We start from the raw sequence: 15,717 nt of genomic DNA on the forward strand, positions 1-15,717 counted from the left end.
AAGCTTGTTTGGGAAGTCACCAGCCGGTCATGCTTCAGCTGCGCAGACGCCAGATCAGGCATGACCGGCTAGCTGCCTCGTGTAGAAGGCTGGAAGCTGGCCGAAACAGCTGCTTCGGTAGTAGCGGCCGAGGCTTCGGCGGCTTGGTCTTGGAGCTGGAGCAGCGCCCCCAGGTTTTTGAAGTAGAGGCGCTGCACCCGGCTATCGGCGGTACGCAGGAAATCGAGGAAGGGCCCTACCCACTCGCTGGTAAACCCGACGGGGCCGGGAAGGGCATTATCATACACCAAGAAGTCGGATAGAGTAGCGAAGTTGCCGAGGTGGGCCAGGGGCGGCAGGGGCGCCGCCGCTTGGTGCAGCCACGCTTGCGCCTGGGCGTGCTGGGCCTGAAACTGGCTCAGGTACGTTTGAATCTGCGCGGGGCTCAGCTCGCCGTGCCGGCTGACTTTATCCACGGTAGTGTGGGCGGCGTGGGCAGTTTCGTTGATGGCTTCACTGAACTGGTAGAGGGTGTACTGAAAGGTATAGCGCTGCTCCCAAACCGGGCGCAGGGTGGGCTGCTCCCGGAAAAGGCGCCAGTGCAGGGCCAGTGCTTGGCGGTCGAACTGCTCCAGCCAGGCGTGGTAGGCCTTGTTTTCGGCTTCCAGGCGGGAAGCTACGGCGCTGGCCTCGGCAGCGGGGTAGGTGACGCCATCCACAGTAAACTGCTTGTCTTTGGTATGGCCGTGCTGAAACAAAGCCAGCTTTTCCAGATTAGCAAGCCGGGCCGCATGGGCAGCCGTGCGCTGGCGCAGCTCTTCCCCAAACAGCTGGCTGCGCGCTTCGCCCAGGTTGTGGCTGGGTAGAACTGTGTCGGCTGCCAGCTGGGGCAAATCGGCGGGAGCGGCGAAGTAGGCGAGGCGGTGGTCGTAGGTGCCGGCGTAGTGGTCGGCGTAGGTGGTTTCGAGCCGCTCGGCTTGCAGAAACTCCTCAATCTCGACGGCGGGCCGCACTACAGCTGACGCACCAGTGGGGTAGAGCGTGGCCGTGACACGCTGGCGCAGGGCCGCGGCTTCGGTCCCAAACAGCAGCCAGGGCGAACGGTCATCCACGGGGCCGGGCACGAAGGGGCGCTTGGCGTTCAGCTCGCGCAGATAGTCGGCGGGGTGGCTGGCGTACATTTCCACCACGCTCACCTCATCGGGCCGAAACAGCATCTGAGGCTCGGCGACTGGTTCCAGGCTGGCAGCGGCGGGCGCGGGGGCCGCGGGCTGCATGTCGGTCAGGTAGCGGGTCTGGTGGTAGAAGATGTCGTCGGTGGCCAGTTCGTGTTCCAGGGCCAGGCCGAGCTGTTGCCGGGCTTGGCTGAGGGCGCCGCTAGTAGGGCCGAGGCGGTACAGGGCCTGGCAAATAGCGTCGGAGCCGGCCAGCCGCACGGCCACGCGGTCGGCCTGGAATTCCATTTCGCGCGAGAGGGAAGCGTGCACCACATGAATGCCCTGGTAACAGAGCTGAAGCAGCTTACGCACCACCCACACCACGCCCGTCATCAGCCAGCCCGCCCAGGCCACGCGCCAGTCCGACCGGCGCCAGTCGGCCAGCACCTCGTCCCACTTGTCGCGCTCGTACACCATATCGTGAATGACGCGGCTGGCGGCGTACACGTAGCTACCCAGCTTCATGCTGCGCTGCCCGAAGTGCCCAAATTCGTGGGCCAGCACCGCTTTGAACTCGGTTAGGTTCAGTCCATTCACCAACCCTAAGCCGATGAGCAGATTTTTGGGTGTGGGCCACACCAGGCTGCGCAGGGTGTTGGTGTAGAACACGGAGGCATTTACCTGCCCGTTTACCAGAATTTGCCGGGGCATGGCTACGCCGGCTTCGGCGCTAAGCTGGCGCACGAAGGCAAACAGGTCGGGGTGGGCGGCCGGGTCCAGGGGGAGGTAGCCGTTGTCGTCGTCGCCGCCCAGTTTGAACAGAAACTTGAGCAGGAACACCGGCAGCATGAGCGTAACGCCCACTAGCACCAGATGAAAAATGAGGCCTTTAACGCTGTAGTGCTCGAAGCGAAACGAAGCCACCATGTACACGGCGTAGCAGGCCGCGGCGAGCAGCACCAGATACAGTACTGCAAACAGTAAAATACTGAGCAGCATCAGCACTACCAGCCCACGGTAGCGGGCCGAGGGTTGGACGAGAGCAGCGGATACGGCGGTTGGAGTAGGCGGGTAAAGTGTCGAGACCATAGCAGTAGGTAGGTGAGCCGGGAAATAGGCAAATAAGTCTCACTCCCGCAAGCCGTACGCCCGAGCTTCCGGCAGGACAAGCATCCGCGGCGGGTTCCCAAAGCAGCTTGGTATGCAGTTGAGCAAAGTCGCACCTAGCCAGCGCACATGCCCCAAGTCCCGCAAGCTCCGCGCTATACCGCGCCGCGCTGCCGGCCGTATGAGGGGCCTATGGATCAACCCCGCCCCACCATTCTCTTCGTACACGGCTACCTGGAAAGCAGCGAAATCTGGAACGAGTTTGTGCAAGAGTTGCCCGACACCTACCAGGTGCTGCGGCCCAACCTGCCCGGCTACGGCCCCGAGCCCGGCCGCGTGGGCGACTACTCGCTGGAAGCTGCCGCCGACTTTCTGCGCCAGCAGCTGACCGAGGCCGGCGTGGGCCGGGTGCTGCTGGTGGGCCACAGCATGGGCGGGTACGTGAGCTTGGCTTTCGCCGAAAAGTATCCGGGCCTGGTAGCCGGGCTGTGTTTGTTCCACTCCTCCTCCCTGCCCGACGCTGACGAAGACCGGGAGCGGCGCACCCGAAACAGCGCCTTTATTGAGGAGCACGGCGTGGCGGCCTTTGCCGACGAGTTTCTGAAGCCCCAGCTGTCGGCGGCCCACCGCGAGTCGATGGAGCACCACGTGGAGCAGCTGAAGCGCATTGCCGCGGCTGTGCCGCAAGAAACCGCCTTGGGCAGCCTCGACGCCATAGCCCAGCGCCCCGACCGCCGCGACGTGCTGGAAAAGGCCACCTACCCCGTGCTGTTCATTGCCGGCAAAGACGACCGGGCCGTGCCCCCGGAGAAAACCCACGAGGAAAGCCTGCTGCCCGACCACTGCATGGTGCTTTGGCTGGCCCGCGTGGGGCACCTGGGCTTCCTGGAGCGCCCCGACGCCACCCGCCGCGCCGTGGAAGGATTTGCCGAGCTGGTGTTCAAGCAGTAGCAGGCCGGCGCGGCCGGCGCTGGTGAGCTATATCCTGATAAACTTAGCCGGGCAGATGCAGAACACCCGTACCGGCCGGCCCTGGTACTGGGCCGGCGTGGCAATCCGCTGGGCCTTGACGGCCCGGACGGTTTCGGCGTCCAGCAGAGGATGAGAAGACTGGACGACCTCTACCCGCTCAATCTGCCCCTGCTCACTTACCTCGAAGTATACCAACGTTTCGCCCTGAATACGACTACGGATGGCCGCCGCGGGGTAGCGGAGACTGCGCATAATGGTGGCTCGTAAAGGCTCGGCTGGGGTGCTGCCCACGAAAACGGGAAGCTGATCGGCATAGGGAAGGGGACGGGCGGCGGGTGCTGCTGGTTGAGAAGTGAAGTCGATTGGTACCGTCCAGCGGGTTGTGACGGGTGAGCTGTTGCGGCGGGCCGGCAGCCAGGCAGGCATGGCCGCCAGATGCTGTTCGGCGGCGGTGTGGAGCAGCACCAGCCCGGACGAGACGGGTGCAGCCTTCTGAGCTTTCGGGTCGGCCACGGGCGGCAAGGCCTTGACGTGCCGCACCTTGCCAACGGAGTCTACCTCAAACTGCACGTACACCCGGCCTTGCACCTGGGCGGCGCGGGCTGCTTCCGGGTAGGGAGTAGCGGCCAGGTAGGCGGCCAGCGCCTCGGGGCCGCCCGGATACTGCGCGTCGCGGGAGGCGGCGGTGTCGGCCGGCAGCTTAAACTGGATGGGCAACGTGTACGCCACCGCCACGGCCCGCCCGCCCTGGCGGCCGGGAATGAAGGCCGGCAGGGCCTGCACGGCGCGCACGGCTTCAGCATCGAGCAGGGGATGAACTGGCTTCACGGCCTTGGCGTCCCGGACGTTACCGGTTTCGGTGACGACAAACGACACGAATACCCGGCCTTCAATCCGTTGCTGCTGGGCTTCGGCAGGGTACTGGACGGTGCGGCTTACCGCCTGAAACAGCGCAGCTTGCCCGCCAGGAAATGTGGGCATCTGCTCCACGTAGGTGTAAACGGGTTGGGAAGTGGCGGGCTGCTGGGCCTGGGCTGAGCTATGCAGCGTAACCAGGGCCGCCAGTACGGCTGCCCGAGAAAACAGGGACATACGATAGAAGGTGAGGGTAACAATAGAAAAGCGGCGAAGCACACTACACGTGGTACTTCGCCGCTGAAAGATAGAACTTAGCCAGGAATTTTCTAAGACGTTATTCCCGACAAATACGCAGAACGACAGGGCAGCTAGGCCTGCAACAGCCCCATGTACAGCATCTTTTCGGCAATCTGCACGGCATTGGTGGCGGCACCTTTGCGCAGGTTGTCGGCCACAACCCACAGGTTGAGGGTACGGGGCTGGGTTTCGTCGCGGCGGATGCGGCCGACGAGCACGGCGTCGCGGCCGTGGGCGTCTTTGGGCATGGGGTAGCGGTTCTGGGCGGGGTCGTCTACCAGCTCCACGCCTTCGGTCTGGCGTAGGATGTCGCGCACTTCGTCGAGGTCAAACTCCTCGGCAAACTCCACGTTCACGGACTCGGAGTGGCCGCCGACTACGGGAATGCGCACGGTGGTGGCCGTCACGCGGATGGTGTCGTCGGAGAAGATTTTTTTGGTTTCCTCCACCATTTTCATTTCCTCCTTGGTGTAGCCATTGGCCTCGAAGTCGTTGATGTGGGGCAGCACGTTCAGGTCGATGGGATGAGGGTAGGCGCGGGGAGCCGCGTCGGGGGTGCCGGCGCGCTCCGCCATGAGCTGGTCCACGGCTTTTTTGCCGGTGCCGGTTACGCTCTGGTAGGTGCTTACCACAATGCGCTGCACCCGGTAGCGCTGGTGTAGCTTGTTGAGGGCCACCACCATCTGGATGGTCGAGCAGTTGGGGTTGGCAATGATTTTATCCGCCGTCGTCAGCTCGTGGGCGTTGATTTCGGGCACTACCAGCTTCTTGGTGGGGTCCATGCGCCAGGCCGAGGAATTGTCGATAACCACGGTGCCAACTTCGGCGAAGCGCGGGGCTTCCTCTTTGGAAATGGAGCCCCCGGCCGAGAAAATGGCCACGGCGGGGCGGGCGGCAATGGCATCATCCATGCTCACCACTTTGTATTTCTGGCCCCGGAATTCGATTTCCTGGCCCACCGACTTGGCGGAGGCCACAGGCAGCAGCTCGGTAACGGGAAACTGGCGCTCAGCCAGCACCTTCAGCATCTCGGTGCCTACCAGGCCGGTGGCACCTACAACGGCAACTTTCATTCTGATTCAGGTTAGGCTGTAAAGGTAAAGCAGTATATCTTTCTCGCAGTGTTGCGCAGGGGATGACGCAGTGTTTCGCAGTGTGCTGACGCCTGAACACTGCGAAACACTGCGTTATCCTCTGCGCAACACTGCGAGAAAAACACATCTGCCCGTGAAGAAACTACTACTCCTGCTATTCCTCCCCTTATCCGCTACCGCCCAGCTCACCGACACCTTCCAGGACGGCAACTTCACCCAGAACCCCGCCTGGACCGGCGACGCGGCCAGCTTCCAGGTCACCGCCCAGCAGCTCCAAACCAACGGCCCCGCCGTCACGGGCACCCAGCTCCAGCTCACGACGCCCTGCCAGGCCAGCACCGGCACCACTTGGGAGTTTTGGGTTAACCTGAGGCTGGCTACCAGCAGCGGCAACTATGCCGACGTGTGGCTGCTCTCCGACCAGGCGGACCTGAAAACCGCCACCGGCTACTTCGTGCGCCTGGGCGGCACCCCCGACGAGGTGGCCCTGTTTCGCAAAGACGCCGCGGGCAGCCCCGTGTACGTGGTGAACGGGCAGGATGGTACGCTCAGCTCCTCGACCAACAACCTCGTACGGGTGCGCGTGACCCGCTCCGTGCAGAACGTCTGGACCCTGGAGCGGGACCTGACCGGCGGCACCACCTTCGCCGCCGAAGGCACCGCTACGGATGCCACTCACCAGCGCGGCGGCCACGTGGGCGTGCTCGTCACGTATTCGCAGGCCAATAACCGGGCGTTTTTCTTCGACGATTTTCGGGTGACGGACGCCACTGCGCCCCTGCTGATCAAGGCCGCGGCCAGCACTGCCCGCCAGCTCGACCTCACCTTCAACGAAGCCGTGGCCGCAGTGCAGAGTGCCACCAATTATCGGCTGACCACGGCCGGCGCCCCCGCCGTAACTGCCGCCCAGCGCGACGCCCAGGACCCCGCCGTAGTGCACTTGACTTTGGCCGCCGACTTGCCGCTGGGCCCCGTGACAGTGGAGGCCCGCAGCATAGCCGACCTGTACGGCAACGTGGCGCTTGGCCCGCTCACGGCTAGTTTTCAGAACAACGGCATTGCCGTAGCGCCAGGGCCCAATCAAGTGCTCATCACCGAAATCCTGGCCGACGAGACGCCTGCCGTGGGGCTGCCGGCTTCGGAGTTTATCGAAGTTCATAACCCTTCGGCTACGGCCGTGCTGGACCTGGCCGGGGTGCGGCTGCTGAAGCCCGGCAGCAGTGCAGCAGCGGTATTTCCGGCCGGGGCGGTGCTGCTGCCGGGCGAGTACGCCGTGGTGTGTGGCAGCACGCGGGCCAGTCAGTTTGCGGGCTTGGGCAAGGTGTTCGGGCTGAGTAATTTCCCTAGCCTGAGCAATGCCGCCGACCAGCTGATGCTACGGGCCAGAGACGGCCGGACGTTGTTTGAAATCAGCTACGCCGACACCTGGTACAAGGACGCCCGCAAGCAGGAGGGCGGCTGGACTCTGGAAATGGTGGATGCCACCAACCCCTGCGCCGGCCTCGACAACTGGACGGCCAGCCAGGACCCCAGCGGCGGCACCCCCGGCCAGGCCAACTCCGTGCGCGCCACCCGCCCCGACCTCACCGCCCCCGTCCTGCTCCGCGCCCTGGCCCTGAACCCCACCACCGTGCGCCTGTTTTTCGGGGAGAAGCTGGACAGCACGGCCGCGGCGGCCAGCGGCCTATACTCGCTGAACCCGGCGGCGGCCGTAACCAAAGCTGCTCCCCTCGGGCCTGATTTCCGGGTGGTGGACCTGACGCTGAGCGCCGCCCTGCCGGCTAACCAGCCCTACACCGTAACCGTGCAGCGGGCCCAGGACTGCGTGGGCAATGCTAGCGGCCCGGCTACCTCGGCCACATTTGCCCTGCCCGTGCCCGCCGCGCCCGGCGACGTGGTACTCAACGAAATTCTCTTCAATCCGCGCACCGGGGGCGTTGATTTCGTGGAGCTGCTGAACCGCTCCGGCAAGTACCTGGACCTGCAAGGCTGGCGCCTGGCCAGCGAAAAGCCCGACGGCACCCAGGACGCCGAGCCCATCAGCCCGGTGCCCGTAGTGCTGGGTCCGGGCCAGCTGCTAGCCCTCACCACCCGCCCCGACGTAGTGCAGCGCCAGTACCCCACCAGCACCGCCCCGGCAAGCCTGCTGGCCGTGCCCGCCCTGCCCAGCCTGCCCGACGACGCCGGCACGGTAGCGGTGCTGGACGCCCGAAACCAAACCCTGGACCGCTACACGTACCATGAAAAGCAGCACCTGAAGCTGCTGAACGACCTGGACGGCGTGTCGCTGGAACGCATCAGGGCCGAAGGGCCGAGCGAGGCCGGCAACTTCCACTCGGCCGCTGGGGCCGTGGGCCATGCCACGCCGGGCCGCCCCAACTCCCAAGCCCGCCCCGACCCCAGCGGCGCGGGCACGCTGGTGCTGGAGCCCGAGGTCTTCACGCCCGACAACGACGGCCAGCAGGATTTTGCCACCCTCACCTACCAGCTTGATCAGCCCGGCTACGTCGGCTCCCTCACCATCTACGACGCCCAGGGCCGCCTGGCTCGCCGCCTCGTCCGCAACGAAAGCCTGCCCACCCGCGGCTTCTGGCAGTGGGACGGCCTCACCGACCAAGGCCAGAAAGCACCCGTGGGCGTGTACGTGCTGCTGGTGGAGCTGCTGCGCCCCAGCGGCGGCGAGAAAGAGCAGTACCGGAAAACCGTGGTGGTAGGGGCGCGGCTGTAGAAAGTCTGCCTCGACGAGGTGGAACCCAAGCACCCGATAGGAAGGCGTATCTTCTTTCACACACAATTGGTACTGTTTCAGTGCCTCTACCGTGTGCCTCGCTCCTGGCAAATCAGCGCCAAACTCATTAACTCCAGCCCGAAAAAGCAAAGCATCCTTAACGCCCCGCCTGCTCTACTTGCATCGGCCTGCTGAAGCATAACCGTCTGCCGACTTTTTAAGCGGGTTTAAAACAACCATGGACCAGGCAACGCATCAACCTAAGCACTGGGCAGAAGAGGCCACAGGCTTATCTGACAAGGGCTCAAGGCTATAAAAAATACTACTGGTTAATAGCTCGGCAATATCTTTTGGGGCGGCAGGTCGTAGAAAAACCCATCTTCAACCTTTCACTTGCCTGTCCCCATGAAAGTAATATCACCTCGCGTGCATGGCATGCTCGACTATGGCACCGTTGCCTTATTTGCCCTGGCCCCCACGCTGTTCAACTTCGAAGGCCCGTACGCAACAGTTTGTTACCTATTAGCAGCCGGCTATCTGCTCATCACTTTGCTCACCGACTTCCCGATGGGAGCGATGCGCGTAATTCCTTTCCCCGTGCACGGTGGGCTGGAACTGGTAAGCGGCCTGGCGTTTCTGGCAGCGCCGTTTGTATTCGGCTTCAACGACCTGAATGAAACGGCCCGCAACTTCTTCATGATTATGGGTGTGGTGTTTCTGGGTACCTGGATGCTCACCGACTGGCGGGGCGTTGCGCACGCCCGCACCGAAGGCACCATGATGCCTCACTAAGAAGCTAAGCGCGTCTCTACAGCGGACTGACGTAGTTGCAGCTAATGCCAACTGCTTCTTAGCTAGAGTAGCAGCATATTTTCTGGGAAGCCCGGCACCAAGGTGGTGCCGGGCTTTTTAGTTGTGCTACAGGGTTGCCGCCCGGCTCCTGCCGCACAGCGTACGAGAGCCGGGCGGTTTCTTTATATAGAAGTATTAGCAGTAGTACAACCTCCGCACGCGAGACACTTCGGTTAGTCGACGCCAGATAGTGCAGGACGGGCTGTCCGACGGCCTGAATAACTAAGCCAGACTACCGGCGCAGCGTGAGGCCCACGAAATATTCCCGGTACGTGTTGCGCGTGAGAGGCAGGGCGGCGCCAAAGTCGAGCTGGCAATTCTCACTGAGCATCAGCTCCGGCCCTACATTCAGACTGCTGCGCCACACATCTTTTCGGGTGTCCCAGTAGCTCATCAGCTCGGTGTAGACGCCCAGAACCTTGGTGAACTCGTGGTTGATGGTGGCCGCCGGCAGCACGGCCCAGTAGTGCAGGCCCTCGTCCCGGTCGTAGCTGCGCTGCCCCCGCACCTGCAACGACAGCTCCGTAGCCTCGCTGAACACGTACGTGAACGGCACCGACAGGCCGGCCTCCACGCCGCCTTCGCCTACGTCGTCGCCGGTGGGCAGGCGCACGTAGCCGGCCAGCGCCAGGGCGGCGCCGGTTTTCTTGTTGTCACCGAACAGGTTGCGCTTCAGGCGCAGCGTCACGTCGCCGAAGCCGCGGCGGCGCTCAGGCTGCTCACCGGTCCATTGCTTTTCCGTGGTGTAGGATTCCAACACCACCTGCACATCGGTCTGTTCTGATAGGCCCAGTTTCAGTGTGGCTTGGTTGAGGTACAGCTCGCGGCGGCGCTGCCCGTTCTCACGGCCGTTGCGCAGGCGCAGCAGGTTGGTTTCCAGCTGAAAATGGCCGGGGTCGATGGTGAAAGCACTTTCCGTGATGCCAGGCCGGTCGGGGTGGAGCTTGCGCAGGTCCGGGCGGGGCGTGGGGTTGCGTAGGGAGTAGCGGCGGGTAGCGGCGGTGTCGGCAGACTGCTGCGCCAGGCTGGGCGCAGTCAGCAGCAGCAAGCCGCCAAGCAAGAAAGCCGTGGTAGCACGAGAGTAGGAGAGAGACATGGCCCCGATACGCACCTTCCGGCACTCAGGATGCAGGCTGCACTAGCCTGGCGGAACGCCTAGCTTACGGGGCCTCCTGCTCGAAGTAGGCGGCGAATTTCCTCATAAGCTGTACCGCAGCCCCAGAAACAGCCGCCGCCCCTGCACCGGCGCGTAGTTGTAGCTGGTGTCGAAGCTGTAGCCCTGGGGGTTGTCCACGGCCGTGCGCTTGTCGAACGGGTCGAAGGGGCGCAGCAGCGGGTGGCGGGGCAGGAAGTTGAAGAGGTTCTTCAGGCCCCCGTACACTTCCAGTCCTTCGCGCAGCTTGCGCGTCACCTGTACGTTTTGCAGAGCAAACCAGGGCGAGCGGCTGGGGCGGAAGTCATTGGGCACCACGGGCAAAGGCATGGGGCTGCTCACCTGCCCGGTGTAGTCGAGGCTCAGGCGCAGCTTTTCCAGGGCGTAGCTCACGGCCCAGGTGCCCGAGAAGGGCGGGGAGTGCAGCTGGGCCACCCGGCGCAGGGGCTCCCCCGCCACGAGGCGCTCCTGGCGGTACACGTCCAGCAAGGTCACGCCCAGCAGCAGCTTCAGGGGCCTGGAAAACGCAATGTCAGTGTTCAGCGTCAGCCCCCGGCTCACGGCAAACCCGTCGAGGTTGCGGTAGATAATCTGGTCGGAATTGGTGTCGTAGTCGGGGCTGATTTTGTTGGTGAAGTAGGTGTAGAAGGCGCTGGCATCGAAGGTGACGGTGCCGCCGCTGCGGGTTTGCAGGAAGCGGGTGAAATTGACGTTGGCGTTCCAGCTGCGCTCGGGGCGCAAGTTGCCCTGCACCACCACCTGCCGGGACCCAGTGAGGGCGGCGTGGTCTTCGGTAAACAGGTTTACCACCCGGTAGCCGTTGCCCAGGCCCAGGCGCCACACCAGGCTGCCATCGGGCCGGCCCCATTTGTAGTTCAGGCGCGGACTCAGGATGCTGCCGTGGCGGGAGTTGTAGTCGTAGCGCAGGCCCATGAGCAGGGTGGCATCGGGCGTGAGGCGCCACTCATCCTGCACGAAGGCGCCCGGCAGGCGCACTAGGTCGGGCTGGTTGCGGGGCTGGTCGAGGCTGGCTGAGGCCGTGGCAGGCGTGTTATCATCGTACCAAGTGGTGCGGTAAGTGGCGCCCACCAGCAGGTTGTGCCGGATACTCAGCTCCTTGGCCCACGTGAGTTGCCCGAAGCCCACGCGCTGGCTGGCCCGATACAGGGTGGTGCCGTACACGGAGTTTTGGTTGTGCTGGTTGAACGTGCCGCTCAGCAGCAGCTTTTGTCCCCGCACCGGCAGCTGGTACTGGCCCAGCAGCTCGTAGCGGCTCGTGTACACACTTTCCCCGTAAATGCTGTCCTGGCCGCGGTGCTCGGGCGTCCAGTTCAGCTGGCCCCCAAACCGGTCTTCGTAGTAGTAGCGGCCGGCCAGGTTGGCTACCTGCTGCTCGGGCCGGGCCCAGGTCCACTTGTTGAACACCGACACCCGCTGCTGGGTGGGCACGTCCGTAAAGCCGTCCTGGTTCACGTCGCGGCGCTGGTCGAAGTGGTAGAGGTTGGTGCTGAGCAGGGTAGAGGCTGAACCCACCTTGCGGGCCACGCCCAGGTCCAGGTTCAGGTCGCGGTGGGAAGTGCCCAGCACGTCGGCCGAAAAGCGGGGCGCCTTCGCCGGGTTTTTGGTGATGACGTTGATGAGTCCGCCCACGGCCTCGGAGCCGTAGAGCGTAGAGGCCGGGCCTTTCACCACTTCCACCCGCTCAATCAGGCTGCTCGGAATGCCGCTCAGCCCGTACACCGTGCTCAGGGAACTAACCAGCGGCATCCCATCAATCAGCACCATGGTGTAGGGGCCTTCTAGCCCGTTGATGTGAATGTCGCCGGTGCCGCACACGCTGCAGTTGAGCTGGGGCCGCACTCCATTAATCATGGTCAGGTTCTCGAACAAGCACACCGCCGGGTTCTTGCGAAACAGCTTGGGCGAGTACAGCTCCACCGCCACCGGCGACTCGCTCCGTACTACCTCATTCAGCGTACCGCTCACCACCACGTCGCCTAGGGCGTTGGGGCTGGGATTGAGGCTGACATTCACTTGCTGGGTCTGGCCCGCGGCCACTGTTACGGTGCGCTCGGCCGGCAAAAAGCCCACGGCGCTGCTCACCAGCCGGTGGCTGCCCGCCGGCACTTTGCCCAGCGCAAAGTTGCCCTGCTCGTCGGCCGTGGTGCCTAGCGTGGTGCCTTTCAGCCCAATGCTGGCAAATGGCACCACCTTACCCTCGGCCCGCACCGTCCCGCGAATGGTGCCCGTTTGCGCGTGGGCGGTTAAGGTGAGCAGGAGCAGAATATACAGTAGGAAGTGCTTCATTTTAGATGGTACTGTTGACCTTGTTTAGGCTGGTCTAAATTTGTGGACATGGAGGAATGGCGCGGCGGACCTCACCCCCTAGCCCCCTCTCCAAAAGAGAGGGGGAACTAGTTTTCTAGCTTTAGTCGCCTCACCCTCATCCCTCTCCGGGGAGAGGTGCTTTAGCTCTAATTTCTAGTTGACGTTCTGTAACCAGCAGCCACCCCAGTCCAGTTGTTCCATGCGCAAGGTTTGATGCATGAAATTTTCTAAAGCTAGGGCTAGAGCCCCCTCTCCCTTTCGGAGAGGGGGGTGGAGGTGAGGCAACTACGGCGAAATCCTACCCAAAAAACGTTTCCCAGAGCAGGTACAGGTTTAGGGCGATGATGATGCCGGATACAACCCAGGCTATGGCTTGCAGCCAGGGACGGTTCACGAACACGCCCATCTTGGCTTTGCTGCCCGTGAACAGTACCAGCGGTACTACCGCAAAGCTGAGTTGCAACGAAAGGATAACCTGGCTGAGCACCAGCAACTCACCGGTGCCTTTTTCGCCGTAGAGCAGGGCCACAATGAGGGCAGGCACCACGGCTATGGCGCGGGTGATGAGGCGGCGCAGCCAGGGCTTCAGGCGCAGATTGAGGAAGCCTTCCATTACAATCTGCCCGGCCAGAGTGCCGGTAAGCGTGGAGTTCTGGCCCGAGGCCAGCAGGGCCACGGCAAACACCACCGAGGCCGCCCCGGCGCCCAGCACCGGCGCCAGCAAGTGGTGCGCCTCGTTGATGTCGGCTACGTGGTGGCGGCCGGTGCTGTGGAAGGCAGCGGCCGCCGTAATCAGAATGGCGGCATTCACGAAGAAAGCCATAAACAAGGCCACCGTGCTATCGATGGTAGCAAACTTGATGGCCATGCGCTTACCGGGCTCATCCTGGTCGAAGGCGCGGGTTTGCACAATGCTGGAGTGCAGGTAGAGGTTGTGAGGCATGACGGTGGCGCCCAGAATACCGATGGCCACGTACAGCATGCCCGGCGTGGTTACCACCTCGGGCCGGGGCACGAGGCCGCCCAGAATACCAAACCAATCGGGCCTGGACACAATGATTTCGTAGAGGAAGCAGCCGAAAATTACCACAATCAGCCCCGCTACGATACTTTCCAGAATGCGGAAGCCCTTGTTCTGAAACCACAGCACCACCAGCACATCCAGAATGGTGAGCACCACGCCCCAGGGTAGAGGCAAGCCAAACAGCAGGTTAAGCGCAATGGCCGAGCCGATAACCTCGGCCAGGTCGCAGGCGGCAATGGCTACTTCGCAGAGCACCCATAGCACCAAAGCCACGGGCTTAGAATAATGGTCCCGGCAGGCCTGGGCCAGGTCACGGCCCGTCACGATGCCCAGCTTGGCTGCCAGGTGCTGGAGCAGCATGGCAAACAGGTTGGAAATCAGGATGACCGAGAGCAGGGTGTAGCCGTAGCGGGAGCCGCCGGCAATATCGGTGGCCCAGTTGCCGGGGTCCATGTAGCCCACAGCCACCATCAGGCCCGGCCCCCAGAACGCCAGCAGCTTGCGCCAAAACGACGCATCGTGAGCCGGCACCCGCACCGAGGCGTACACTTCCTGCAAGGAGGGCACCGTACGGGCCCGGCGCCAACCGGCTTCGGGCAGCGGAGCAGATGAGGGGGCAGAAGTGGTAGAGGAAGAAGGTAGTACTGTTGGCATATAATGTCGGAGGCCGCCTCGGAGCGGAGATAGTACGAAGTACGTAGATTTTAGGCTTGCCTAAAATTATTTTTAACGTAGTTTAACTACTGTATTTTTTGGAAAAAGTTACGCCGCCGCCGCAAGCAGGAAAATTCACGGAATTTTGTGGTGCCTCCCGTTGTCATGCCCACCCCGGCAACGCTACCCACCTGCCCTCCGTTTTTCCTGCCTATGGCCGCTCTACCCCTCAAAACTCGCCTTGCCCTGCTGTCCTTGGTGGTAAGCGTGGTGCTGGTGGCCGTGAAGTTTTACGCCTGGCTGCTCACCCGCTCCCAGGCCGTGCTGACCGACGCACTGGAATCTATCATCAATGTGGTAGCCAGCGGGTTTGCCTTGTACAGCATCTACCTGGCCGGCCTGCCCAGAGACGAAAACCACCCCTACGGCCACGGCAAGATTGAGTACCTCTCGGCTGGCTTTGAGGGCGGGCTGATTCTGATGGCCGGGGTGTATATTTTCTACACGGCGTTGCAGTCGCTGCTGTTTCCGCACACGCTGGCGCGGCCCGACTGGGGCGTGGGGCTGCTGGCGTTTACGGCGGCCGTAAACGGGCTGGTGGGCTTTGTGCTGGTGCGGGCCGGGCGCCGCCACCACTCGCCCACGCTCATCGGCGACGGGCAGCACCTGTACCTGGACTCGGTGAGCACGCTGGTATCGTGCGCGGCCCTGCTGCTGGTGGCGCTGACCGGCAACGTGCTCTACGACTCGGCGGCGGCCCTGCTGATGGGCGGGTTCATCGTCTGGAACGGCTACCGCATGGTGCGCCGCTCGGTGGGCGCCCTCATGGACGAAACCGACACGGCCACGGTGCACCAGGTGGTAGCCGAGCTACAGGAGCACCGCCAGCCCGCCTGGATCGACGTGCACAACCTGCGGGTGGTGCGCTACGGCGCCAGCCTGCACATCGACTGCCACGTGACCATGCCTTATTACTTCAGTCTGGAAGAAACCCACGGCCAGGTGCACCAGATTGAGGAGCTGGTACGCCAGGAATTTGAGCGCGACGTGGAAATGTTCGTGCACGCCGACCCGTGCACTTTTGCCGCCTGCTCCCACTGCCACATGCCCGACTGCCCCGTGCGCCACCACCCCTTCACTCAAGAAATCCCCTGGATAACCCAAAACGTGGTGAAAAATGAGCGGCACCAGTTGGTAAATGAGTAAATGAGTGTATGGATAAATGAGTGAATGTCATTGCGAGCCGGAGGCGGAGCAACCCGTCCTTGTCTGTGCGCAAAGCTTTGGCCTGCTCAAAAGCCCTGATGAGCGCCTTATCCCCAGCCTTCTGTGCCGCTTGATGCGCGGAATAGAAAAGGAGAGGGAGTGCCAGGCGTCATTCTAAAATGGAGCAACAGCCCCAGCGGGGTGACATGTCGGTAGCAAACAGAACAAGCTAGAACAGTAAAGCCCCAGTGAGGCGACACCACACGTCCGCAGACGGTGGGTGCTGCGCCACTGGGGCTTTGAACATG

The 15,717-nt window shown here is 63.1% G+C and carries 10 protein-coding genes; 4 read left to right on the forward strand and 6 right to left on the reverse strand.

From position 1 onward, the window contains the following. Positions 1-68 precede the first annotated feature (68 nt). Entirely contained in the window at positions 69-2,225 is a 2,157-nt protein-coding gene (locus OIS53_RS17505) for a M48 family metallopeptidase (RefSeq protein WP_264679867.1), read from the reverse strand. A gap of 210 nt (positions 2,226-2,435) precedes the next feature. Between OIS53_RS17505 and OIS53_RS17510 the strand changes: the two genes are divergently transcribed. Next, positions 2,436-3,194 carry an alpha/beta fold hydrolase gene (locus OIS53_RS17510; RefSeq protein WP_264679868.1) on the forward strand — a complete coding sequence of 253 codons (759 nt, stop codon included), beginning with the start codon at positions 2,436-2,438 and terminating at the stop codon, positions 3,192-3,194. 27 nt (positions 3,195-3,221) lie between these two features. On the opposite strand, the gene OIS53_RS17515 is transcribed toward OIS53_RS17510, so the two are convergent. Together OIS53_RS17515 and OIS53_RS17520 are read right to left on the reverse strand one after the other, a co-directional pair. Further along, positions 3,222-4,307, reverse strand: coding sequence for a TonB family protein (locus OIS53_RS17515; protein WP_264679869.1), 1,086 nt, complete (start codon positions 4,305-4,307; stop codon positions 3,222-3,224). A gap of 134 nt (positions 4,308-4,441) precedes the next feature. Beyond that, complete coding sequence (locus OIS53_RS17520) at positions 4,442-5,443, reverse strand: aspartate-semialdehyde dehydrogenase (RefSeq protein WP_264679870.1); 1,002 nt, start codon at positions 5,441-5,443, stop codon at positions 4,442-4,444. Positions 5,444-5,597: 154 nt separating this feature from the next. Here OIS53_RS17520 and OIS53_RS17525 point away from each other — a divergent pair, with 154 nt between their 5' ends. Both OIS53_RS17525 and OIS53_RS17530 read left to right on the forward strand, forming a co-directional pair. Beyond that, positions 5,598-8,192: a lamin tail domain-containing protein gene (locus tag OIS53_RS17525; protein ID WP_264679871.1), complete on the forward strand. Its 2,595-nt coding sequence runs from the start codon at positions 5,598-5,600 to the stop codon at positions 8,190-8,192. A gap of 405 nt (positions 8,193-8,597) precedes the next feature. Then, positions 8,598-8,984 carry an SPW repeat domain-containing protein gene (locus OIS53_RS17530; protein WP_264679872.1) on the forward strand — a complete coding sequence of 129 codons (387 nt, stop codon included), beginning with the start codon at positions 8,598-8,600 and terminating at the stop codon, positions 8,982-8,984. Positions 8,985-9,276: 292 nt separating this feature from the next. Here OIS53_RS17530 and OIS53_RS17535 read toward each other — a convergent pair whose 3' ends face one another. The 3 genes from OIS53_RS17535 to OIS53_RS17545 all read right to left on the reverse strand — a co-directional run bounded on the left by OIS53_RS17535 (position 9,277) and on the right by OIS53_RS17545 (position 14,203). Next, complete coding sequence (locus OIS53_RS17535; RefSeq protein ID WP_264679873.1) at positions 9,277-10,140, reverse strand: transporter; 864 nt, start codon at positions 10,138-10,140, stop codon at positions 9,277-9,279. Positions 10,141-10,242: 102 nt separating this feature from the next. Next, entirely contained in the window at positions 10,243-12,504 is a 2,262-nt protein-coding gene (locus OIS53_RS17540) for a TonB-dependent receptor (protein WP_264679874.1), read from the reverse strand. A 319-nt stretch (positions 12,505-12,823) separates the two neighbouring features. Next, a complete protein-coding gene (locus tag OIS53_RS17545; RefSeq protein ID WP_264679875.1) occupies positions 12,824-14,203 on the reverse strand; it encodes an Nramp family divalent metal transporter in 1,380 nt (459 codons plus the stop codon). 213 nt (positions 14,204-14,416) lie between these two features. Here OIS53_RS17545 and OIS53_RS17550 point away from each other — a divergent pair, with 213 nt between their 5' ends. Then, positions 14,417-15,409: a cation diffusion facilitator family transporter gene (locus tag OIS53_RS17550; RefSeq protein ID WP_264679876.1), complete on the forward strand. Its 993-nt coding sequence runs from the start codon at positions 14,417-14,419 to the stop codon at positions 15,407-15,409. The last annotated feature ends 308 nt before the right edge of the window (positions 15,410-15,717 follow it).

The organism is Hymenobacter sp. YIM 151500-1, from assembly GCF_025979885.1.
Taxonomy (GTDB): Bacteria; Bacteroidota; Bacteroidia; order Cytophagales; family Hymenobacteraceae; genus Hymenobacter.

Bases quoted from the DNA above. Each gene is read 5' to 3' on its own strand.
- OIS53_RS17505 (WP_264679867.1), bottom strand. From the start codon at position 2,225: ATGGTCTCGACACTTTACCCGCCTACTCCAACCGCCGTATCCGCTGCT.
- OIS53_RS17510 (WP_264679868.1), top strand. From the start codon at position 2,436: ATGGATCAACCCCGCCCCACCATTCTCTTCGTACACGGCTACCTGGAA.
- OIS53_RS17515 (WP_264679869.1), bottom strand. From the start codon at position 4,307: ATGTCCCTGTTTTCTCGGGCAGCCGTACTGGCGGCCCTGGTTACGCTG.
- OIS53_RS17520 (WP_264679870.1), bottom strand. From the start codon at position 5,443: ATGAAAGTTGCCGTTGTAGGTGCCACCGGCCTGGTAGGCACCGAGATG.
- OIS53_RS17530 (WP_264679872.1), top strand. From the start codon at position 8,598: ATGAAAGTAATATCACCTCGCGTGCATGGCATGCTCGACTATGGCACC.
- OIS53_RS17535 (WP_264679873.1), bottom strand. From the start codon at position 10,140: ATGTCTCTCTCCTACTCTCGTGCTACCACGGCTTTCTTGCTTGGCGGC.
- OIS53_RS17540 (WP_264679874.1), bottom strand. From the start codon at position 12,504: ATGAAGCACTTCCTACTGTATATTCTGCTCCTGCTCACCTTAACCGCC.
- OIS53_RS17545 (WP_264679875.1), bottom strand. From the start codon at position 14,203: ATGCCAACAGTACTACCTTCTTCCTCTACCACTTCTGCCCCCTCATCT.
- OIS53_RS17550 (WP_264679876.1), top strand. From the start codon at position 14,417: ATGGCCGCTCTACCCCTCAAAACTCGCCTTGCCCTGCTGTCCTTGGTG.